Annotated in this window: 43 protein-coding genes; 29 read left to right on the top strand and 14 right to left on the bottom strand. The window is 36.3% G+C overall.

The window, feature by feature from the left end; translation table 11 throughout:
- The first annotated feature begins 57 nt into the window (after nucleotides 1–57).
- Complete coding sequence (locus tag O5637_RS03510; protein ID WP_269606151.1) at nucleotides 58–264, top strand: hypothetical protein; 207 nt, start codon at nucleotides 58–60, stop codon at nucleotides 262–264.
- A gap of 108 nt (nucleotides 265–372) precedes the next feature.
- Here the strand turns inward: O5637_RS03510 and O5637_RS03505 are convergent, their stop codons facing one another.
- On the bottom strand, nucleotides 373–753 hold the full coding sequence (locus O5637_RS03505; protein WP_269606149.1) for a DUF1330 domain-containing protein: 381 nt from the start codon (nucleotides 751–753) through the stop codon (nucleotides 373–375).
- Nucleotides 754–992: 239 nt separating this feature from the next.
- Here O5637_RS03505 and O5637_RS03500 point away from each other — a divergent pair, with 239 nt between their 5' ends.
- Nucleotides 993–1,199: a hypothetical protein gene (locus O5637_RS03500; protein WP_269606147.1), complete on the top strand. Its 207-nt coding sequence runs from the start codon at nucleotides 993–995 to the stop codon at nucleotides 1,197–1,199.
- Between the two features lie 115 nt (nucleotides 1,200–1,314).
- Here O5637_RS03500 and O5637_RS03495 read toward each other — a convergent pair whose 3' ends face one another.
- Nucleotides 1,315–1,479 carry a hypothetical protein gene (locus O5637_RS03495; protein WP_187152602.1) on the bottom strand — a complete coding sequence of 55 codons (165 nt, stop codon included), beginning with the start codon at nucleotides 1,477–1,479 and terminating at the stop codon, nucleotides 1,315–1,317.
- A 399-nt stretch (nucleotides 1,480–1,878) separates the two neighbouring features.
- Here O5637_RS03495 and O5637_RS03490 point away from each other — a divergent pair, with 399 nt between their 5' ends.
- Genes O5637_RS03490 through O5637_RS03470 form a run of 5 tightly spaced genes read left to right on the top strand, consistent with a single transcriptional unit; the run spans nucleotide 1,879 to nucleotide 2,534 of the window.
- Entirely contained in the window at nucleotides 1,879–1,986 is a 108-nt protein-coding gene (locus tag O5637_RS03490; protein ID WP_011125327.1) for a high light inducible protein, read from the top strand.
- 11 nt (nucleotides 1,987–1,997) lie between these two features.
- Nucleotides 1,998–2,117 carry a high light inducible protein gene (locus tag O5637_RS03485; protein ID WP_011294968.1) on the top strand — a complete coding sequence of 40 codons (120 nt, stop codon included), beginning with the start codon at nucleotides 1,998–2,000 and terminating at the stop codon, nucleotides 2,115–2,117.
- Nucleotides 2,117–2,263: a high light inducible protein gene (locus O5637_RS03480; protein WP_269604620.1), complete on the top strand. Its 147-nt coding sequence runs from the start codon at nucleotides 2,117–2,119 to the stop codon at nucleotides 2,261–2,263. Before O5637_RS03485 ends, O5637_RS03480 begins: the two co-directional genes overlap by 1 nt.
- Nucleotides 2,263–2,409 carry a high light inducible protein gene (locus tag O5637_RS03475; protein ID WP_269604621.1) on the top strand — a complete coding sequence of 49 codons (147 nt, stop codon included), beginning with the start codon at nucleotides 2,263–2,265 and terminating at the stop codon, nucleotides 2,407–2,409. The genes O5637_RS03480 and O5637_RS03475 overlap by 1 nt, the downstream gene beginning before the upstream one ends.
- On the top strand, nucleotides 2,409–2,534 hold the full coding sequence (locus O5637_RS03470; protein WP_011294605.1) for a chlorophyll a/b-binding protein: 126 nt from the start codon (nucleotides 2,409–2,411) through the stop codon (nucleotides 2,532–2,534). The genes O5637_RS03475 and O5637_RS03470 overlap by 1 nt, the downstream gene beginning before the upstream one ends.
- A gap of 281 nt (nucleotides 2,535–2,815) precedes the next feature.
- Here O5637_RS03470 and O5637_RS03465 read toward each other — a convergent pair whose 3' ends face one another.
- Nucleotides 2,816–3,343, bottom strand: coding sequence for a hemagglutinin (locus tag O5637_RS03465; RefSeq protein WP_269606895.1), 528 nt, complete (start codon nucleotides 3,341–3,343; stop codon nucleotides 2,816–2,818).
- A gap of 306 nt (nucleotides 3,344–3,649) precedes the next feature.
- Between O5637_RS03465 and O5637_RS03460 the strand changes: the two genes are divergently transcribed.
- Together O5637_RS03460 and O5637_RS03455 are read left to right on the top strand one after the other, a co-directional pair.
- Nucleotides 3,650–3,811 (top strand): hypothetical protein, encoded by a 162-nt coding sequence (locus O5637_RS03460; protein ID WP_269606103.1) that lies wholly within the window; start codon nucleotides 3,650–3,652, stop codon nucleotides 3,809–3,811.
- Nucleotides 3,812–3,819: 8 nt separating this feature from the next.
- Nucleotides 3,820–3,954, top strand: coding sequence for a hypothetical protein (locus O5637_RS03455; protein ID WP_257473379.1), 135 nt, complete (start codon nucleotides 3,820–3,822; stop codon nucleotides 3,952–3,954).
- Nucleotides 3,955–4,104: 150 nt separating this feature from the next.
- Here O5637_RS03455 and O5637_RS03450 read toward each other — a convergent pair whose 3' ends face one another.
- On the bottom strand, nucleotides 4,105–4,326 hold the full coding sequence (locus tag O5637_RS03450) for a hypothetical protein (protein WP_269606144.1): 222 nt from the start codon (nucleotides 4,324–4,326) through the stop codon (nucleotides 4,105–4,107).
- A gap of 64 nt (nucleotides 4,327–4,390) precedes the next feature.
- Complete coding sequence (locus tag O5637_RS03445; RefSeq protein ID WP_269606142.1) at nucleotides 4,391–4,582, bottom strand: hypothetical protein; 192 nt, start codon at nucleotides 4,580–4,582, stop codon at nucleotides 4,391–4,393.
- Nucleotides 4,583–4,648: 66 nt separating this feature from the next.
- Here O5637_RS03445 and O5637_RS03440 point away from each other — a divergent pair, with 66 nt between their 5' ends.
- From O5637_RS03440 to O5637_RS03395, 10 genes are all read left to right on the top strand, one after another.
- Complete coding sequence (locus O5637_RS03440) at nucleotides 4,649–5,134, top strand: hypothetical protein (RefSeq protein WP_269606140.1); 486 nt, start codon at nucleotides 4,649–4,651, stop codon at nucleotides 5,132–5,134.
- A gap of 88 nt (nucleotides 5,135–5,222) precedes the next feature.
- Entirely contained in the window at nucleotides 5,223–5,726 is a 504-nt protein-coding gene (locus O5637_RS03435; RefSeq protein ID WP_269606138.1) for a hypothetical protein, read from the top strand.
- Nucleotides 5,727–5,740: 14 nt separating this feature from the next.
- On the top strand, nucleotides 5,741–6,139 hold the full coding sequence (locus O5637_RS03430; protein ID WP_269606136.1) for a hypothetical protein: 399 nt from the start codon (nucleotides 5,741–5,743) through the stop codon (nucleotides 6,137–6,139).
- Between the two features lie 44 nt (nucleotides 6,140–6,183).
- The gene (locus O5637_RS03425; protein ID WP_269606134.1) at nucleotides 6,184–6,321 is read left to right on the top strand and encodes a hypothetical protein; all 138 of its coding nucleotides are present in this window, start codon (nucleotides 6,184–6,186) and stop codon (nucleotides 6,319–6,321) included.
- Nucleotides 6,322–6,347: 26 nt separating this feature from the next.
- Nucleotides 6,348–6,521 carry a hypothetical protein gene (locus O5637_RS03420; RefSeq protein WP_269606131.1) on the top strand — a complete coding sequence of 58 codons (174 nt, stop codon included), beginning with the start codon at nucleotides 6,348–6,350 and terminating at the stop codon, nucleotides 6,519–6,521.
- 347 nt (nucleotides 6,522–6,868) lie between these two features.
- Complete coding sequence (locus O5637_RS03415; protein ID WP_269606128.1) at nucleotides 6,869–7,051, top strand: hypothetical protein; 183 nt, start codon at nucleotides 6,869–6,871, stop codon at nucleotides 7,049–7,051.
- Entirely contained in the window at nucleotides 7,052–7,276 is a 225-nt protein-coding gene (locus tag O5637_RS03410; protein WP_269606125.1) for a hypothetical protein, read from the top strand.
- 46 nt (nucleotides 7,277–7,322) lie between these two features.
- Nucleotides 7,323–7,511, top strand: a complete 189-nt coding sequence (locus O5637_RS03405; RefSeq protein WP_269606122.1) for a hypothetical protein — start codon at nucleotides 7,323–7,325, stop codon at nucleotides 7,509–7,511.
- A 4-nt stretch (nucleotides 7,512–7,515) separates the two neighbouring features.
- Nucleotides 7,516–7,782 (top strand): hypothetical protein, encoded by a 267-nt coding sequence (locus tag O5637_RS03400; RefSeq protein WP_269606119.1) that lies wholly within the window; start codon nucleotides 7,516–7,518, stop codon nucleotides 7,780–7,782.
- A complete protein-coding gene (locus O5637_RS03395) occupies nucleotides 7,779–7,922 on the top strand; it encodes a hypothetical protein (RefSeq protein ID WP_269606117.1) in 144 nt (47 codons plus the stop codon). The genes O5637_RS03400 and O5637_RS03395 overlap by 4 nt, the downstream gene beginning before the upstream one ends.
- Nucleotides 7,923–7,941: 19 nt before the next feature.
- Here O5637_RS03395 and O5637_RS03390 read toward each other — a convergent pair whose 3' ends face one another.
- Entirely contained in the window at nucleotides 7,942–9,015 is a 1,074-nt protein-coding gene (locus tag O5637_RS03390) for a hypothetical protein (RefSeq protein WP_269606115.1), read from the bottom strand.
- Entirely contained in the window at nucleotides 9,015–9,569 is a 555-nt protein-coding gene (locus O5637_RS03385; RefSeq protein WP_269606113.1) for a J domain-containing protein, read from the bottom strand. Before O5637_RS03385 ends, O5637_RS03390 begins: the two co-directional genes overlap by 1 nt.
- 255 nt (nucleotides 9,570–9,824) lie before the next feature.
- Between O5637_RS03385 and O5637_RS03380 the strand changes: the two genes are divergently transcribed.
- The 6 genes from O5637_RS03380 to O5637_RS03355 all read left to right on the top strand — a co-directional run bounded on the left by O5637_RS03380 (nucleotide 9,825) and on the right by O5637_RS03355 (nucleotide 11,344).
- A complete protein-coding gene (locus O5637_RS03380) occupies nucleotides 9,825–10,124 on the top strand; it encodes a DUF3104 domain-containing protein (protein WP_269606110.1) in 300 nt (99 codons plus the stop codon).
- A gap of 2 nt (nucleotides 10,125–10,126) precedes the next feature.
- Complete coding sequence (locus tag O5637_RS03375) at nucleotides 10,127–10,258, top strand: hypothetical protein (protein WP_269606108.1); 132 nt, start codon at nucleotides 10,127–10,129, stop codon at nucleotides 10,256–10,258.
- Between the two features lie 130 nt (nucleotides 10,259–10,388).
- Complete coding sequence (locus O5637_RS03370; RefSeq protein ID WP_269606106.1) at nucleotides 10,389–10,556, top strand: hypothetical protein; 168 nt, start codon at nucleotides 10,389–10,391, stop codon at nucleotides 10,554–10,556.
- Between the two features lie 91 nt (nucleotides 10,557–10,647).
- A complete protein-coding gene (locus tag O5637_RS03365) occupies nucleotides 10,648–10,809 on the top strand; it encodes a hypothetical protein (RefSeq protein WP_269606103.1) in 162 nt (53 codons plus the stop codon).
- 8 nt (nucleotides 10,810–10,817) lie between these two features.
- Nucleotides 10,818–10,952, top strand: coding sequence for a hypothetical protein (locus O5637_RS03360; RefSeq protein WP_269606101.1), 135 nt, complete (start codon nucleotides 10,818–10,820; stop codon nucleotides 10,950–10,952).
- A 239-nt stretch (nucleotides 10,953–11,191) separates the two neighbouring features.
- Complete coding sequence (locus O5637_RS03355) at nucleotides 11,192–11,344, top strand: hypothetical protein (protein WP_269606100.1); 153 nt, start codon at nucleotides 11,192–11,194, stop codon at nucleotides 11,342–11,344.
- A gap of 463 nt (nucleotides 11,345–11,807) precedes the next feature.
- On the opposite strand, the gene O5637_RS03350 is transcribed toward O5637_RS03355, so the two are convergent.
- On the bottom strand, nucleotides 11,808–12,059 hold the full coding sequence (locus tag O5637_RS03350; RefSeq protein WP_269606098.1) for a hypothetical protein: 252 nt from the start codon (nucleotides 12,057–12,059) through the stop codon (nucleotides 11,808–11,810).
- Between the two features lie 433 nt (nucleotides 12,060–12,492).
- On the opposite strand from O5637_RS03350, the gene O5637_RS03345 reads away from it, so the two are divergent.
- The gene (locus tag O5637_RS03345) at nucleotides 12,493–12,681 is read left to right on the top strand and encodes a hypothetical protein (RefSeq protein WP_269606096.1); all 189 of its coding nucleotides are present in this window, start codon (nucleotides 12,493–12,495) and stop codon (nucleotides 12,679–12,681) included.
- 18 nt (nucleotides 12,682–12,699) lie between these two features.
- Here O5637_RS03345 and O5637_RS03340 read toward each other — a convergent pair whose 3' ends face one another.
- The 4 genes from O5637_RS03340 to O5637_RS03325 all read right to left on the bottom strand — a co-directional run bounded on the left by O5637_RS03340 (nucleotide 12,700) and on the right by O5637_RS03325 (nucleotide 14,679).
- Nucleotides 12,700–12,864 carry a hypothetical protein gene (locus O5637_RS03340; RefSeq protein ID WP_269606094.1) on the bottom strand — a complete coding sequence of 55 codons (165 nt, stop codon included), beginning with the start codon at nucleotides 12,862–12,864 and terminating at the stop codon, nucleotides 12,700–12,702.
- 258 nt (nucleotides 12,865–13,122) lie between these two features.
- On the bottom strand, nucleotides 13,123–13,341 hold the full coding sequence (locus O5637_RS03335) for a hypothetical protein (RefSeq protein WP_269606093.1): 219 nt from the start codon (nucleotides 13,339–13,341) through the stop codon (nucleotides 13,123–13,125).
- 483 nt (nucleotides 13,342–13,824) lie between these two features.
- The gene (locus tag O5637_RS03330; protein ID WP_269606091.1) at nucleotides 13,825–14,154 is read right to left on the bottom strand and encodes a hypothetical protein; all 330 of its coding nucleotides are present in this window, start codon (nucleotides 14,152–14,154) and stop codon (nucleotides 13,825–13,827) included.
- A gap of 363 nt (nucleotides 14,155–14,517) precedes the next feature.
- On the bottom strand, nucleotides 14,518–14,679 hold the full coding sequence (locus O5637_RS03325) for a hypothetical protein (RefSeq protein ID WP_269606893.1): 162 nt from the start codon (nucleotides 14,677–14,679) through the stop codon (nucleotides 14,518–14,520).
- A 279-nt stretch (nucleotides 14,680–14,958) separates the two neighbouring features.
- On the opposite strand from O5637_RS03325, the gene O5637_RS03320 reads away from it, so the two are divergent.
- Nucleotides 14,959–15,177 carry a hypothetical protein gene (locus O5637_RS03320; protein WP_269606089.1) on the top strand — a complete coding sequence of 73 codons (219 nt, stop codon included), beginning with the start codon at nucleotides 14,959–14,961 and terminating at the stop codon, nucleotides 15,175–15,177.
- Nucleotides 15,178–15,288: 111 nt separating this feature from the next.
- Nucleotides 15,289–15,720, top strand: a complete 432-nt coding sequence (locus O5637_RS03315; RefSeq protein WP_269606087.1) for a cupin domain-containing protein — start codon at nucleotides 15,289–15,291, stop codon at nucleotides 15,718–15,720.
- Nucleotides 15,721–15,817: 97 nt separating this feature from the next.
- Here the strand turns inward: O5637_RS03315 and O5637_RS03310 are convergent, their stop codons facing one another.
- Nucleotides 15,818–15,943, bottom strand: coding sequence for a hypothetical protein (locus tag O5637_RS03310; protein ID WP_269606086.1), 126 nt, complete (start codon nucleotides 15,941–15,943; stop codon nucleotides 15,818–15,820).
- Nucleotides 15,944–16,133: 190 nt separating this feature from the next.
- A complete protein-coding gene (gene clpS / locus O5637_RS03305; protein WP_269606084.1) occupies nucleotides 16,134–16,430 on the bottom strand; it encodes an ATP-dependent Clp protease adapter ClpS in 297 nt (98 codons plus the stop codon).
- Between the two features lie 825 nt (nucleotides 16,431–17,255).
- Here clpS and rluF point away from each other — a divergent pair.
- The gene (gene rluF / locus O5637_RS03300) at nucleotides 17,256–17,978 is read left to right on the top strand and encodes a 23S rRNA pseudouridine(2604) synthase RluF (protein ID WP_269606082.1); all 723 of its coding nucleotides are present in this window, start codon (nucleotides 17,256–17,258) and stop codon (nucleotides 17,976–17,978) included.
- Nucleotide 17,979: the final 1 nt, after the last annotated feature.

Below are 17,979 nucleotides of genomic sequence, written 5' to 3'. Positions count from 1 at the left end.
TTTTAGATTATATTTATTTATTGATTATAAATACAAGAATAAGATTATTTTATTCAAATGATTTTAGCTTTAACGTCTTCTGAGCTAGGAGTCAGTAGCTTCACCATTAATCTCATTCTTCTTACGGCTATTGTTGTTTTATTAGCTTTGCCAACTTTCTTCCTTTTCAAGTCAAGTCAGGGCAAATCAGCTGTTTCGAAAAAAACAGATGCAGAAAAAACAGAGGTTGAAAACATAGAACCTGAAAAAATAGAATCTAAATAAATCTTGTGTAAGAACTAAGTAAACAGACAATCGCCTAACAGTTAATGTGAAAGCTCGGTTGACAGTCGATTTATGTGAGGGGGCTAAATGCCCCCCCCCTTTTTTTATTTATAGTTTTCCTTCTGTTAGTCGGAAATTCCAATTGGTATGAGGTGCTCGAATGGCTTTTAGCCTTTGATATTCATCAGATTCGTAGCATTTAATTACTGCATCCTTACCCTTTGGATGTCTTGCAATAACAGTTAGAGGACCACCATCTCCTCTCTTATTTCCTTCTCGTATATCTGTATTTCTATCTAATACCAAGGTTGTAAAACCACATTCTTTAGTGAATTGATTAACGTTTTGAAAATACTCTTTAGCTGCTTCTCTATCTTTTGTGGTTCCTGTAATTACGGCATATCCCGCAGTACCAGATTTAGGAAGTTGAGAACCAACAGCAAGTCCTATTGCCGCTGCAACAACACCCACAATCGCAGTTTTCTTCATTTGAATTTTTAAAGATCATTGGCAGAATATCGGCTTTTTACTGAACTGACCACCGCCTGACAGTAGTAGGACTCACTCCATAAATTCCGGCAATCTTTTTTCAACTCCATCCGTAATTTCTATATCTGTTATTTATTATTTTTCCAGCCATACATCTAAGCCATTCTTCCAGTTAAAGCTAAATATCCCACGAATTGTTCAGAATCCTTTTAGTCTATAAAAATAAGGTGTTCCTTCGTATGATGCTGTTATCGACTGCCTTGTTTTTTCCCGACTATGGAAGTTCAGGTGTTCCTTGGGACCTTCTTTTATTGCATTTTTATTTCTTTGCAATAGCTATTCCATTTCTAATAATTTTTAACGCAGCCAGAAACTCTGATCGTGAAAATCCAAACAGAGTTAAAGATGAAACGACAAGGTACCCAGATTTACATCCGAGAGCCTAATTTTCAGTAGAACTTTTTATATTTGAGCTTTCTATCAGATACTAGCTTTAACGCTAGATTCAGCTATTGCTTTTCTGTTGTTATTTCTAATATTGATCGTTGAAATCATTAGTTATCAAATAGTAGTCATATAAGCAAGAAAACCAATAGGAACGAAAAGCAATGCAGCGATCGTATAGCGAACAAATTTGCCTGTTCCTGAATCTCTTGAATAATCAGTGAAATGCTTTGTGTTGTTCCACTCAGACCAATTCTTTGGGCTGTTATCAGATGATGTCATTGTGAGTTAAGCAAATAGGGTAGTACCAACTTCATAAGCACCAGCTAACAAAAGTAGTGCAGGAAGATTCCAGAGAACGATTAGTTTTGCAGCAGTGGTTTTGTTGATTGCAAGCATGACTAAAAGTTCGGTTCTGGTTTGGATTTAAAGATGAGTGAAATATAAAAGAAGCTCTCAATTCCTGTAGGACGGTTGAAGTAGGGCTAACCAGTTCGGGCTATTTATACTTATGAGGGTTATCAATAGATCTAATCATTTTATAAATATCTCTCTAATGAGTTGCTGTAGTTAGTGTTTGAGGCTTATAGCTGTTAAGGATTAGAAGAAGCCGTACCCAACCGTATCTTTCGTTTGAAAAATTAATAATTTAACTTCACTTACACAAACGCAATTCCAGTAATGACTCCAGAAGCAGAAAAGTTTAACGGTTGGGCAGCAATGCTTGGCTTCGTTGCAGCCTTCGGTGCATACGCAACAACAGGTCAAATCATTCCTGGAATCTTTTAAAACAATTAATCATGCAACCATCTAACAAAACAATCCTAGAAAGAAGCATCGGCAGACCAGCCATGATGGCATTCGTTCTATTAACAGGTATCTACCTAACAACCGGTCAACTAATCCCAGGTGTCGTTTAATGACTACTCAAAACAACAACAACAGAAACATTGATCCTGAAAAGGTAACTGCAGAAAGACTTAACGGCTATGCAGCATTATTTGGTTGCATCGCTCTAGTCGGTGCATATGCAACAACAGGTCAAATCATCCCAGGTTTCGTTTAATGAAAAGTCAAACCACTGAAACGCCAAGATTAGAAGAAGGCAAATTGTTTGCTGAACGACTCAATGGTCTAGCTGCTTCTGTTGGCTGTTTAGCTCTCATTGGCGCATACCTAACAACCGGTCAAATCATTCCAGGTTTTGTGTAATGAATAAAGAAACGAATTACTGGAAAACAGCAGAGCAAATGAATGGTCGCCTTGCGATGATGGGCTTCTTTGCTGCAGTCATTAACTACGGAATAACAGGCTGGATCATCCCAGGAATTGTTTAATCCTAACTGTCAAATTTAGTAAAAAGGCCTCTTCTCAGTCATTACAGAAGGGGCTTTTTTTATTGCTTCGGAAGACGATGAGCAACTAGAACTGGAGATATTCTGATTGGAAAGTACTGGTTTTAAAATTGTATTAATGAGCAAATCTGCAGAATAGTCATATAAAAAGGGCTGATTTAGTCAGCCCCAGTTGTTTAGATGGTAATTAGCTATCAACGAAGGTTAATCTCTTTCATAGGTGTTGAACTTATCTTGGATTTTAAATTTGCTCTTAGATTTCCCTAAAGTTTATTTAAAACTTTTTCCTTAGATTGAATTGGATCTAACTTCATTCTTTTAATCTGTTCTTTTTCCCAAACCCAGTAAACAGGATTTTTCTTTTGAGCTTCTTGTAGATCTTTTCTTTCTCTTAAACTAACTGGTATAAATTCATTTTCAGGATTAAATTTTTCATCTCTTACGGCTTGGTTTAGAACAATACTTCCTTCTTTATTAGAGATTGATCGATGATATGTTCCGATAGGAATTTGAAGTGCGCCCATGGCACGATTTAAATAAATAATATGATGAGGTTCATCCCATTCAGGATTGATCAACGTAAAAATACGACTACCTTCAATGACTAAATTGTGATCAATTTGATGTCGATGTACGTAATACTGTTCAAAATCTCCATCATCTGGTGGTGAGATTGCATTGCCGTGATGAATGACAACATCAGAGCCATTACATCCTTTTACTCCTGCATCGAAGAACGAGACTTGAGGTGTTTCACGGAAAACGTGAGTAGGAACAAAATTTAAACGCATTGCAACTCCTCCTTTACTGTTGTTTTCAAGGTCAGTCAAAAACGAAATCAAATCTTTGCCTGTAAAGGTTTTCAAAAAGGTTATCTAAAAATGGATTCTTAACTGCTTTTTTCTTATTCTTTTCAATTCTGCAAAGGTCGCAGTTTTCCTTTTGAGGAATAGTGAAGGGAGTGAATAGTCTCATAAGACCTCCTCTTGCTACATCTTTGGTCTACTCCTTCTTTTGGCTTGTAGGGAGTAGGGAAGCACTACTCCAACCGAACATCATTACTTCAATAGAACTTTTTATATTTATCACATCGGTGGATGGAATGTTCAACCCCTGTATCACCGAAAATTTTCAACCCTCTCCCTGCCATGACTTCAATCAATAATTCTTCAGCAGCTAAGTTCCTAGCTCTTTTTTGTATCCCTGCGCTTTTACTTGCATCAGGTTCATTTGATGTTGCTTCTTTCGTAATCGTTTAATTAGAACAATGCCTTCAAAATTCTCACCTGATTTTTACGAATCTATCCTTGAAGCTTCAGACAAAGGTGAGCTTTGGGGAATAGAAAATAGTGATTTAACCCCGCTAGAAATTCAGTTACTTCTTTCTCATGACTTCAACTGATAAACCAGCATTTGACAAAGCAGCATTCGAAAAGAAGGCTTTTAAGTTTGTTCCATATCTCATTTTGGGAAAAATTATTTTTGCCGCTTGGTTTATTTCCTACTTGGTGAAACTCTAACTTTGCCTAGTTTTCAAGCTTACCCGTAACTTCTAATAAGTTAATGTTTTGATATTCCATGATGTTTCGTCAATAACCTTATCTGTAATTCCTTTTCTAGATGAAAATATTGCCCATTCAAATTCCTCAACAGTAAGAAATAATAAAATAAAGGCCAAAATAGAATTAACAATAATAAATCTAATTGCTGCTAATAAAGTCTTTAGATCAAAAATACTTCTATCGCTATAGCTATATGTAGTTGCAAAAGTCATCCTTTAAAAATCAGAAAGAAGTATAGAAGAACAATAAGAAATTCTTAATACAAGTCAAGAGGCTTCATGCCAAATCCAACCTCCTAGGAGTAGTTGGATTTGCGCTATAAATATCAGTAATCTTTTTCCAACTCCAGCTGTAACTTCTATATCTGTTAATTCTTGTTCTTTTGGTATCCAATGCCCAGATAAACAGCATTAGTGGAATCATTAGCACAGCACAAAGCCATGCTATTACGCATGTAAAAGATGTCATTAGTTTGGAAGAGTGCTTTTATGTCGAGTGAGGACTCATGCCCTACGACTTCGACTCGTTTATTTTATGCGCCGCCTTTTATTTGTTGCTCTGACTGCTGGACTTTTGTCACCTACCGCCGCGATTGCAGACACCTATGATGCACTCTGCAATAACAAGGATTGTCAAATAACTATTAATGAATCTGGGTTAGAAGGTCCTCAGGGCTTTATCGACAAAGAAAAAATTACTCAATGGCATTCATACAAACTTGCGTTAGGAACAGCTGGAGGTGTTAAGGGGGAAACTGCTGCATTAGCTGCTGCAACTGCAGCATGTCTAACAGGAGTATTCTGTCCTGTAGCAGTAGCTGTTGGAGTGGCTGGTCCTAACAAAGTAGGTTCAATATTAGGCAAAGGAAATAATTACTTTTTTACTGTTATGGGCCAAAAAGAAGATGGATCAAATTACGTTCAAAGTTTTAGATTTCCAAATAAGAAAATAACTAAGAAGTTTCAAAAAGAAGTAATTAAACTGACTGGTTTAAAAATGGGACAAGTTAAATCTTCTTGATAGCTATTATTACGAGCTTTTTGAATAAATAAATGATTGAATAGCAAGGGAGAACCAACAAGTTCTACGACTTCGACTCGTTTATTTTATGCGCCGCCTTTTATTTGTTGCCCTGACTGCTGGACTTTTGTCACCTACCGCCGTGATTGCAGACACCTATGATGCACTCTGCAATAACAAGGATTGTCAAATAACTATTAATGAGTCTGGGTTAGAAGGTCCTCAGGGCTTTATCGACAAAGATAACATTATTCAATGGTATACAGGCGGAGATGAATACAACCTGGCTTTGGGTGTTGCTGGAGGTGCTGCTGTAAGTACAGCTGGATATATGGGTACTGTTGCATGCGTAATGTCAGGAGGAGTATTATGCCCCGTAGTAGCGGTTGGTGGAATCTTAGGTGGAGCGAAATTAGGATCAAGATTAGGTAAAGGGAAAAATGTCTTTTTTACTGTGATGGGGCAAAAAGATGATGGTTCAAATTACGTTCAAAGTTTTAGATTTTTAAATAAGAGAACAGCAAAAAAGCATCAAAAAGAATTAATTAAATTCACTGGTTTGCAAATGGGACAAGTTAAATCTTCTGGATAGCTATCTGTATGAGAATGAAATGCCTACTACTTGCACCGTTAATATTTGGAATTACTGTACCTGTTAATGCTGGAATCTATTACTACCCCTCTTATCAGGATGGGATAGAAGTTCGTTGTAAAGATGGCAAGCCTAAGCACCTTGTAGAAATTTCTAAGTCTGGTAGAGGACTGAAATTAGAGGGAGATGGAGAAGATCAATACTCATGGCCGATAACTTATTTATTTCCAGAAGCCTCCGACGAAAAATACAAATACTTTCCAAGTACCACTAGTGTATGCAGCTATCGAAAACTCGATGTAGAAGAAAAGAACTCACTAATACTCAAAGCCTTTAAGACTTGTGTTGGGACAGAAGGAACAGAAGAGGAGAGAATAGAAAGAAGGGAAAAGTATTGCTTCGGGTGGAATTAGATGAAGCGCCTTTTCTTTCTCGCAACTTATGGGAGACATTTCTGATGAATGTAAAAGATCCTGTATGGCATGATTCAAATGATCCTTGGTCGCAAGATTCTGAGTCAGACAGCTCTGGATATGTTTATGTTATTCAAGATCTTGATAGTGGTCTTCTTAAAAAAGGAATTAAAGGGATTTAACGGACCAATGAAAATGCTCTTAAGATATGGAACCTACTTTTAAGTTCAAAGTGAAAAAGGTTATTTCATTTGTTTTTGCTCTTTCAGTTATTGCTGGCCCATCTCTTGCTTGGGGTTGGGGTGAAGGCGGTTGCTCTTATTCAAAAGACAAAAAAAGCCAAGAAACAAAAACTGAGCAAGTAAAAGAAACTGACGCTTAAGTTGGAAGACCAAGCCAACCAGGAAGAATTTTTAACTGAATATTTTGCTGGTATAAAAAAGGGAGATTTCTATGAAGAACCAGTTGAAGGAGAATATCCAGATTGGTAGCTGCAATGAAATTTGAGTATTAGTGCCGAGAGCTACAAAAGAGAGTTTGATCCTTTAATAGAGAAAATTTGGCTCATTCAGGAACATGACCAGGAAAGAGTTCATGGATAAGTTCTTTGATCTTTGCAAGGACGCTCAAGAAGAAATCCCACCAAATGTTATTGCAGAAATTCTCAGAGATTATGCAGATAGGTTGGATTAGATAAAAAAACTATTTGCTTTTGTTCTTGGTCTGCTTTTGTTTTTCTGTCCTTTTGCAGTTCAAGCAGAACAAATATCTGATGCACCTTCACCTGATCCAATGTCGGATGAAGCAATTAGATATTTACAAGGTGAGGACATGTATCAAGGCACTCTTTCTTGGCAAGGCAACAAAGTTTCTACCAAATTTAATTACGATATGAAAAAGGAAAAAAGATAGATGCCAATATTCGCAGTTTTAGTTCTCATTGGATTTGCCCTGTCTTGGTACTTCCGAAGCTGGGAAGTTTTTAATCACATGCTTGGATATGGTTTGATTTTTGCCTCACTACCTTTAGGGCTGAAATTCGCATCGGTGGCAGGGGTAAACCCAATAGCAGTTTTCTTTATTTACTTAGCTGTCTTTTGGATTGTTTATTTCTTTATTTACAGAAGGAACCGTTAAACATCCAAAACTCATTAGGGTGATTTTATTAGTAATTGATTTTCGAATGCCTAGTCCTTTATTTGCAATACCACTCAATATGGGAACAGGTACTTGGATTGTGACGATTTTTGCTGGTCTAGGTTTTGTTGTGATGTTTGGTCTTGCCTCAGCAGGTGGAGACTATCAAGGTTTGATAAATACAACGCTTGAAAATGATGCACTTGCGCGTGAGAAGAGAAAGGGCAAAAAGTAGTTGCATGAAAACAACAAAGATCCCTAATGAAGAGAACCGATATTGGTCTGATAGGAAGCCAATTATCTGCCCTAGTTGTGGTGAGAAAGCAGTAAGAAAATCAATTTATGGTTATCCCTCGCAGGAAGATTTCCAGAATCCAAATATTCATTGCGTTGGATGTATTCCAGATCTTCCTTGGCCTCGAACTTGGGGATGCAATAATTGTGATGCTGCTATTTGGAAAGATACCCCAAAGATGAGATATAGATATGAGAGGTTTGAACTATGAGCCGTTTCACAGATATAAATGTTCCCTATTCAGTTGATCCTGAAGACAAAAGAACGGATGAAGAAGTCCTAAAAGATATGGAAAAAAATTTAGGAGTTAAAGTAGTTCGTGTATCAAAAAAACCTCCCGAAGCTTTTTAAAAATAAGATTGTCTTTAAATCAATTTTTTAGATAACTTTTTTCATAGTTTTTCTGTAATTTCTCCAACCAAGTCAAAAGGTGTTGATACCTTTTCTTTGAGGCTACTGAATTGTCTGGATCTATTAAATCAAATCTTACGTCCAATAGAAACTTTAAAAAATCTTTTGGCTCACAACTTTCTCCACCTTTCCATGCATGAAATTGTATATGTATTTGATTTTCGACAACTAAGATATTTTCTTGAAGATCAGCAAGGTCTGGGCGTGTATGTCTATCAAACAGATGGTGTCCTATTAATTGCACAGAATTAACATTGTTTTTTTTCTTCCCACTTACTTGGCATGTGTAATTCGTGGCTTTTTTTGCATTACTAATTATCTTGTCAATTCTATTTGAAGCTGCATTCAATCTTTTGATCTCTTGCTTAAAACAATCCTCTACGACATCACCAACTGTCTCTACCCAAACTTTACGAGATTTTTTTATCCTTGAATTTTGAGACATATCAATTGCAAGCCGAGCAATGCCTCTTTGACTCCACATCCTTTCTTCTGTTTCTTCTGAACGAATAAAATCTTTATCAATTTCAAGCCCTTCTTGACCATCTAATGAACCAGAATTAATTAAACGTTGTTCGCTATTGTTAAACCCTTTTCCATTTGTCTCAAGAATATTTATAGTAGTTTTCTTGGTAACGAATGCGAACTCTCCTCTTATTTCTAGAGGTACTTCAGACGAAACAAACTGCTTCACAATTTTTCTTGAGACAAGCATTTTCTTTCTTTTAAGGCGCCTTCTTAACAAGGCATCTAAAACACGATTTACAAAGTTTATTTCACCTTTTTCTTCATAATAACGGGCCAAAATAGCAACAGCTTCTTCAGTAAATCGTCGTGGGCGAAGATGAATCGGACCACTCTTAATTAGAAACTCAAAATGTTCTCCTTCTTGTAATTCCCATTCGTCATCATCATGAGCATCAAAAAAATTAATTGTATTTGTTAATTGCGTAGTAGTTTTGTTGAGAATTTTCGCCACTTCATGATGACTTAATAACGCTGGACCGAGTTTTTTTGAAATCTTATCAGTCATCACATCAACCCTAAAATTGAATCTTTCATTTTTGTTAGCCGTTCCATGACTCTTTCATCTCCGCCATGATCTGGGTGATGAACCATTGCAAGAGAGTTATATGCTTTTTTTACATCTTCTTTTGTTGCTGTTGAGCTATCTAATCCAAAGACATGCCATGGACGAAAATTTTCTAGAACATCGATTCCATTAATACAAGTTGCACCTTCCTTACTTCTCTCCTCTGTAGGTACGCCAACCCATTTTCTATAAAGTTTCATCCAGTCATCTTTTGACTTGAATGAAATTTTTTCTCCTGTCATCGCCATACTGAAAGTTTTATTTTTTCGTAATTGAGGAACCGTTGTACAATTAAATTGAGCTAAGACGGCCTTCCTTGCTGCTGCCATTGTCATTGTTTTCGGCTTCTTAGATTTAGGAGTAGTAAAAGGTCCACCATTAATTTTCTCTGCAAACCCATATAACAATTCTTCTGAAATATCTCCTTGTGAAGTTAAGTCACTTATCAATGCAACAACTTCAGGTTTAGTCAGTCGCTTGCGCCTTGCTGGCATAACAATTGATGGAGAAAAAGATACTTACTTTGTAAATCTCAACCTAGATCAACCACTACCCAAAAGCTTTTGATTGCACAATATTCGCAAAACTTCTAATAATTCTTTAATTATGAACTCGGTTTTTTAATGAGAAAGTGAGACTGGGATCTCAGCGGGATCTACTGAGTCTTTACTCGCTAGTGATAGCTTAATTTCTTAGGCAAATACTTTCTGAAACTACTTGACTTAACAGACTTAGAAATTTGGTCTAAAATGATACTTCCCTTGCTTGATGGATTTGGACAGAATGAACTTATGGATGAACCTTTATTTTTAAAAGTCAGACCTGGGGACGCTGTTCTATATGAAAAGGACCAAATCGGAAAAGTTCTTACTTTTGTCGGCGGCTCTCGTGATCCTGATGCACCCTCACTCTTTCAAATTGCCAACGTAGATTCTGGCGAAATCCGTTGGATTCATGGTGAAGAAGTTACTGACATCGTTAGCGAATATCGAACAACAATCAAAAAGCCTTCCACTTTCTACGAGCAAATTCAGCAGCAACAACAGTAGAAATGAAGCAATTTAAAAATCTATTCCCTTTTATTGCTGCTATTGGAGTTTTCTTCTTGGCTAGTAATTCAGCTATGTGGAAACTAATGGTCGAAAACGAAATCAAATCTATCCCTGTAAAGGAATTTAAATAGTTGAAGAATCTGGCTGTCCCAGCGAAAGAAGTACACTCACTCCAACCGTTAGCAAGGACGAAGAAACCTTAAGTTCTTTTGTCATTGTGGAGAGGTAACTCTTGATTTATTTGTGTCGCACGCATTTTCAATGTGCCGCATCCTCGGATACATTTTTGCAGCAGCAAAAAAAGAGAGGCTATTTGCCCCTCTTCTGATTATTCCTTTTAATCCTGCAAAGATCGCAGTTGTCTTTTTTGGGTATGGTGAAGGGAGTGAAGAGTTTCATAAAGCCTCCTTTCTTACACCTTCGGTCTAATCCTTCTTTTTATTGGATGGAAGTAGGGAAGCACTACCCCAACCGAACATCATTACTTCAAGATTACTTTTTATATTTGTCGCATCGGTGAATGGAATGTTCAACCCCTGTATCACCGAAAATTTTTAACCCTCTCCCTGCCATGACTTCAATCAATAATTCTTCAGCAGCTAAGTTCCTAGCTCTTTTTTGTATCCCTGCGCTTTTACTTGCATCAGGTTCATTTGATGTTGCTTCTTTCGTAATCGTTTAATTAGAACAATGCTTTCAAAATTCTCACCTGAGTTTTACGAATCTATCCTTGAAGCCTCAAACAAAGGTGAGCTTTGGGGAATAGAAAATAGTGATTTAACCCCGCTAGAAATTCAGTTGCTTCTTTCTCATGCTTTCGACTGATAAACCAGCATTTGACAAAGCAGCATTCGAAAAGAAGGCTTTTAAGTTTGTTCCATATCTCATTTTGGGAAAAATTATTTTTGCCGCTTGGTTTATTTCCTACTTGGTGAAACTCTAATTTTCAAGCCATTGACCACCTCCTAGCAGTAGTAGCAGAAACACCCCAGAAACATTCGCTTTCTACTACATCACTGCTATATCTCAACTGATTAGATTTTTAAAAGTTTAGTTTTTAGAAAATGTTTACTGCATATCACGCAATCATGTTCGCAGTTTTATTGATAGGTGGAGCTGGAGTTATTTTTCAAGCGTCCTCAGGAGATGATTCTTTAGCAAATAATACAATTCCAGTTAAAACTACTGAATCAAAATTCGACTTAAACACTTACTAGGTTGACAGTCGATTTACTTGGGGGCATTGGCCCCCATTTTTATGGATAAAGTAAAAACAGGTTAAAACAAGAAACCCCCTTAGAAATTCCAATAACTAAAGGGGTTATTAATCGACTCGTACTATATAAAGTCAATTATGTCTTGATGAGGCTTGGCCTCAATTATATATATAGGCGAAATCAAGTTAGAAAACAAGAAAAGATTGGATAGCCCTACCTAAACCGAACATCAGGACTCAATAAATCCTTTTTAAATTAGTCCCATATTGATGGCGTGATACGGAAGCATCATCAAGCTAGATCGGGGGACGGTCGTCGAAATCCCAGTCCTCCCTTCGCTATTTCATTAAAAGTTCACTAGGTCTGCACTTTTTTTGTAATCAAAACCATTAGTTAACCCTCCAACGCGGGGGTTTCTTTTTCAGTAATCGTTTAGGACTAAAAAAAATGGACATGAATCCTTTCAAGCCGTTAATCCAACATTGCGAAGAGTTCTATGGAAAAATGCTTTCCATAAAAGAGCCACTAAACAATTTTTATTTAAAACTACGACTAAGCAAAGCCAACGCCAACGCTTAAAAATTATGTACGGAATCAACGAAGTAACAATTATTGCAAGCTTGGCTATACCCGCTGGGTTGTTTATTGGCTTTTCAACAATCCTTGTTAATAGACTTCGCCAATGTATGTAATGACCACATCTACTCCAGCACAACCAAAGAAGAAATCATGGTTCGGACTAGGTGAGTTTATTGGTGGGATTCTGTTTGATCTTTACGCTTGTTACTAATCAATAGACCAACGCCTGGCAGTAGTAGGACTCACTTCATAAATTCCGGCAATCTTTTTTCAACTCCAGCAGTAATTTCTATATCTGTTATTTATTTTTTTCCAGCCGAACATCTCAGCCATTTCCCCAGTTAAAGCCAAATATCCCATTCTCCAAGGAATATCCCAAAAGCAAACAGGTTGGGAACTATTACACCAATAATTTGAGCATTAGCAAAGAGAACAATTCTTTCTAAAGCAATGAAACTCTGTTATGTCAATGTCAGCTGTGAAACCTCATGCAACCATATGTACCCCAATTAGTTTTTGTTTTTTCAAAGATACTCTCTAACGTGCTTATAAAAGTAATTGATTTTTGGATGCCTAGCCCATTATTTGCAATACCACTCAATATGGGAACAGGTGCTTGGATCGTGACGATTGTCGCTGGGTTAAGCTTTGTCGTGATGTTTGGTATCGCTTCTGCTGTAGGTGACTTCCAAGGTTTGATTAATACAACATTAGAAAATGATGCACTTTCCCGAGAAAAGAGGAAGTATAAAAAATAAAAAAAGGATTGATCTAAGTCAGTCCTCTCGTACTTTCTTCAACCAATAGGGAATAAAAGTTTTTTCCTTATTGGCTGAATCATATAGATAATCAGAAGCACCTTCTAATAAGACTGCAAGGGTTATACGTACACTAGGGAAAGTAAGACTACAAATAATAGCAATTAAAAAGATTATCTTCATTTATTAGTTCCTATAAATCTGATTGGTTCATTACCAAAATCAACGTTTTCCATTCTAGTTATATAGCAACTAAACTATAAAACCAACCATAAACAAGGGCATAAAGCTATCGAGTAGTGAATAGCCTGCATAGACTATTAATGGGAAGAAGATTACACCTTTAATCTTTAAACGAGGAAAGTCTGATCTGTAATGTGCTTCGACCTATATATTTTGAGCCTAGCCTAAAACTATCTTTTTATCTTTTTCTTGCTGTAATCAATCCCTTTTACTTGAGAGCTTGTTGCCACGCCAATCAGTTTCTCCAATATACATTTCCTCTCCAAATAAATCGTTTAGTTGCTTTTCTGTTATTGGATCAAGGGCAGGTGCTTGAGATATTTCTTCTTGGGGCATTAGTTCAATCTCTTCTGCTTGTACTGCTAGAGGGCTGAAAAACAATAGAAGACCAAGAACAAAAGTAAAGATCTTTGTCATCCCCCTGAATTGGCTAATTTTGTCTATTAAAAACCCAAACTCTCTTTTGAAGCTATCGGCATTAATGCCTTTTCAAAGTAGTTTCTTTTATTGCTTTTGCTGCTGTTGTATTTGCTCGAAAGAAGAAAAAGGATTTTTGATTGTTGTCCGATATTCGCTAACTTTCTAAGTAACTCCCTCTCCATGGATCCAGCGAATTTCTCCAGAATCTACATTTGCGACTTAGAAGAGAGTTGTGTGTCTGGATCTCTTGAGCCCCCAATAAAAGTAAGAATTTTTCCTATCTGATCTTTTCATAGAGAACAGTATCCCCTGGGTTAACTTTTAGAAATAGAGGTTCATCTAAAAATACTTTCTAACTAAATCCATAGGACTAGGAAAGTAATTTTAATTACAAATCTGGATACTCGTCTTGAACTAGTTATTCATAGAAGTCTTAATTTTATTCCAGAGAAATATTCATTTAATATGTAGGGTCTTCACTCATTCTTTATTTTTTGATTGATTTGAGGACTTCTCAAGAAACTCGACAAACTCTTTTTGTTTCGGAGTAATTTCCTCTTGTTTATGATCTTCTTGTTCCCATGCTTGAAATTGGAAATAAAATATTGCTGCAATCGCAAAGAAGATTGCAAGAAGTCCAGTCCAACCCCAAAACTTATGCTCGGTAAAAAGGTTAGTCAGTGATGACTGTTCAACATATCTTGCATCCATCTCGTTTTGAATATTCCCAGTCCATGCGTCAGCAGCAATAATAAAATTCCCAATTAAATTAATCATTTCCGCCATCTGATTAAGAATAATACTAGGCAAAAAGAAGCCCTCAAAATAGAGGGTTTTCCAAAATTGTGTGAGGATGTTTTTGAAGGAAAAAGATTTAACATCCCACTCTTCTAGTTCTCAAAAGAAGTGCATACCTAATCAACTTTAATGAATTTGCTAATAGAGGAATGGATTTGACGCTTTCCCCTCGGTCTGGCTTGATGATGCTTCAGTATTACGCCATAAATTTAAATTTATTTTAAAAAGAACTTTTCTGGTCCTGATGTTCGGTTCGGGTAGGGCTTTCTAACTTTGTTTGTTCTTTGGATTGATTTTCGCCTATATAAGTAATTGAGGCCAAACCTCATCAAGACATAATTGACTTTATATAGTACGAGTCGATTAATAACCCCTTTAGTTTTTGGAAGTTCTAGAGGGGTTTCTTGTTGGTTCTTGCTTCTGTATTTGCTCGTAGAAAGTAGAAGGCTTTTTGATTGTTGTCCGATATTCGCTAACGATGTCAGTAACTTCTTCACCATGAATCCAACGGATTTCGCCAGAATCTACGTTGGCAATTTGAAAGAGTCTCGGTGTGTCTGGATCTCGCGAAACACCTATCTATAGATGTGAGAACTTTGCCTATCTGATCCGTTTCATAAAGAACAGCTTCACCCGGTCTGACTTTTATAAATAGAGTCTCATCCATAAGTTCATTCTGTCCAAATTCATCAAGAAAGTGAAGTATCCTTTTAGAGCGATTTTTAAGTTTTTCTTAATTGGGTATTTCTTTCAGGTAGTAAAAATCAATATCTTTAGCGAATCTAGTTATGTCGAAATCTAATCTTTCTCTCCACTATGCCTTTTGTGGTTATTTCTGGAACTGGTATTTGGGTTCCTTCTCATTCCCTTCTTTATATTGTTTTGATTGTGGGGGCGCTCCTTACCGCTGGTGTAGCTATGTCAGCTTTTTCATTTTACGATGATTATTATTGGGGGGATGAGGATTTTAGAGATCAGCTTAGGTTTCATCCTTCAAATAGGAATTCATCCAATCAAAAGACTCGCAAGGTCTAAACAAGATTTAAAAATACATGGATCAAAGAATTCAAAGCTGAAACTAATAATATTTTTCGATGTATGCTTAAACTAGATCAGCTATAACGAGCTGGTATTTACATATCTTTAATGCGCCGTTTTTTACTTCTTGCACTTACAGCTGGAATTTCAATTCCAATAGTTGCATGTAGCCCAAAGGAGCAAACATCCCTTGAACCTGTGGTACTAGAAACTCTTATTAGTGCATCTGAATCGTGGAATGGAGATTCATTTAAATATCCAAGAGGGCAAGCAGAAATGAAACTTGAGAAAATAACTGCTAAACCTGGTTTTAAAACACCTCTTCATTTTCATCCACAGCCTGGGATTATTTATGTACAAAGAGGAACTCTTTATTGTGAAACTAGTGACGGACAATCCCTGACAGTAGGGGCTGGTGAAAGCTTCGCTTCATCCCAGGACACTGATCATTATTGTCAAAACATTGGTGATCAAGAGATGGTAGTTTTTAGTGCCTCAGCAGGATCTAAAGGTAAGAAAACAACTGTCCCGACTGAATAAATAAACGCTTTCTGATTAAATAAAGAAGGTTGACAGGCGATTACTATCTGAACCAGAGGGGCTGACTTTGATCAGTCCTTTTTATTTTAATTAACCATTATATAAAATATAAATCCTGCAAGAATGGTGAGTTTTCACCAATACCATAAGCAATTATCTTGCCAAATCTGGAGCCTCTGAAATAATCAAACCAATGATTTTCAGCCTTATTACTTGAATTCATTTCTAATTAGAGAAAAGGATTTAACGAGGAAAGGGAAAGGATTTCGACAGCTGTCCCATTCTTTGACTAGAGTTGAAATCAAAATGTCTTTGGTAGAAGTTACTCCTCTTGCTTAACAAGATCACAAAAAGAAGTTCTCTAAAACTGATTTTCGATTGAGGTAGGTTTTCCTATCTATTTTTCATTTATTTTATGTTTTTTCAATTGGTGCCATTGTTAATCCTTTGCTGACTAGTTGCTGATGATATAGCTCTGCCTGTTCAAGGGGTCCTCTCCATACTTCCGCGGAACTTTCCCTATCCACTTCGAAAGCAAGTTCCCATGACCTTTTTTCACTCATTCCGGGGATGATTGTAACAAGACAATTTGCCACATGTTCAAACGAATTAAAATTGTCATCGAGAACTATTATCCTTGCTTCTGGATATAGTCTTTTTGTTGTCTTTGGATCTAAGACTGTGGTAGTTGAATCAGTAATTTGATTCATAAAGAAGGGGGACAATGTCTCAAGATAAATCGACTGTCAACCGAACTTTTAATTTACCAGTCTGGATACTCCCCTTCGACTGGTTCTTCGTAAAAATCACCCTTTTTTATACCAAAATATATTCAATTAAAAATTCCGGTTGGTTTACTTGGTCTTCCAACTTAAGAGTCAGCTTCTTTTACTTGCTCAGTTTTAGTTTCTTTGTTTTATTTGTTTTTTGAACCAAAACAACCACCTTAGCCCCAACCCCAAGCATGAGATCACTCCCAATAATTAGAAAACAAAACCAATGAAATAACCTTTTTCACTTTTAACTTAAAGTATATTCAATATGGTAAGAGCTTTTTTCTTTAGCCGTTAAATCAAGCTGAAGAATATTAAAGAGGACTCCGACAGCGAACAATCTCTAAGGGCTATAGCCTTTGTTATTTCTCACCGAGCACAAAGTAATTCACAGGGGATTCCAAAGACAAAAGTGAAAAGGGAAAAGAGAACCAATCGAACTGTATGCACCATAAAAACTTGTTATGTATAAATTCATAATCTGTTGATTACTCTCTTGTTCGACTTTGAAACTATATGGAACTTTTTATGACTTAATGAACCTTAAAATACCTATGGAAAAAAGATTGACTCCATGAGACTAGGGAAAGAAATCGAACGTCTACGGCAATGTGTAGATAAATTATCTATAGAGACAGCTATTGGTAACATTTGGTTTTAAAACTATAGATATTTTTTTGCTTAATTTTGCCGAGGTTGTCATGACAAATAAAGCAATATTTGTCCGCATATTTAAAATAAATAAAAGCTAACTTTGACAAAATGGCAACCAGAATAAATAAATATTTAAGTGAAGTCGGTTACTGTTCTAGAAGAGTCGCAGATAGATTAATTGAAGATGGGAAAGTAACCATTAATGGTAAAATTCCAGAAATGGGTACCAAGGTCGAGGAAGGTGATCAAGTAATAGTTGAAGGTCAAAAAATAGAAAAATCAACGAAACAAAAAAACATATACTTAGCCTTTAATAAACCTGTTGGGATTGTTTGCACAACCGATAGAAGAGTAGAACCCGACAATATTGTAGATTTCATTAAATATCCTTCAAGAATTTTTCCTATTGGAAGATTGGATAAGCCCAGTGAGGGATTAATTTTTTTAACTAACGATGGAGATATCGTAAATAAAATACTAAGAGCAAGAAATAATCATGAAAAAGAATACATCGTAAGCGTTAATCGTCCGATTAATAGAGACTTTATTCAAAGTATGAGTAATGGAGTTGAAATATTAGAAACCATAACTAAGAATTGTTTCGTAGAACAATTGGGGGCAAAAAAATTTAAAATCATACTCACTCAAGGACTTAACCGTCAGGTAAGGAGAATGTGTGAGTCCTTAGGCTACAGAGTACATTCATTAAAGCGTGTAAGAATTATGAATATTAAGTTAGACGTACCAACAGGAAAATATCGCGAATTTACCAAAGAAGAACTCTTAGAATTAAATAGATTACTCAAAAACTCTTCAAAAACGTTTGACTAAT

Origin of the sequence: Prochlorococcus marinus str. MIT 0917, from assembly GCF_027359575.1 — a bacterium.
Classification (GTDB): Bacteria; Cyanobacteriota; Cyanobacteriia; order PCC-6307; family Cyanobiaceae; genus Prochlorococcus_B; species Prochlorococcus_B marinus_D.
The sequence above is the reverse complement of the archived record's forward strand: the minus strand, read 5'-3'. Positions and strand labels throughout refer to the sequence as shown.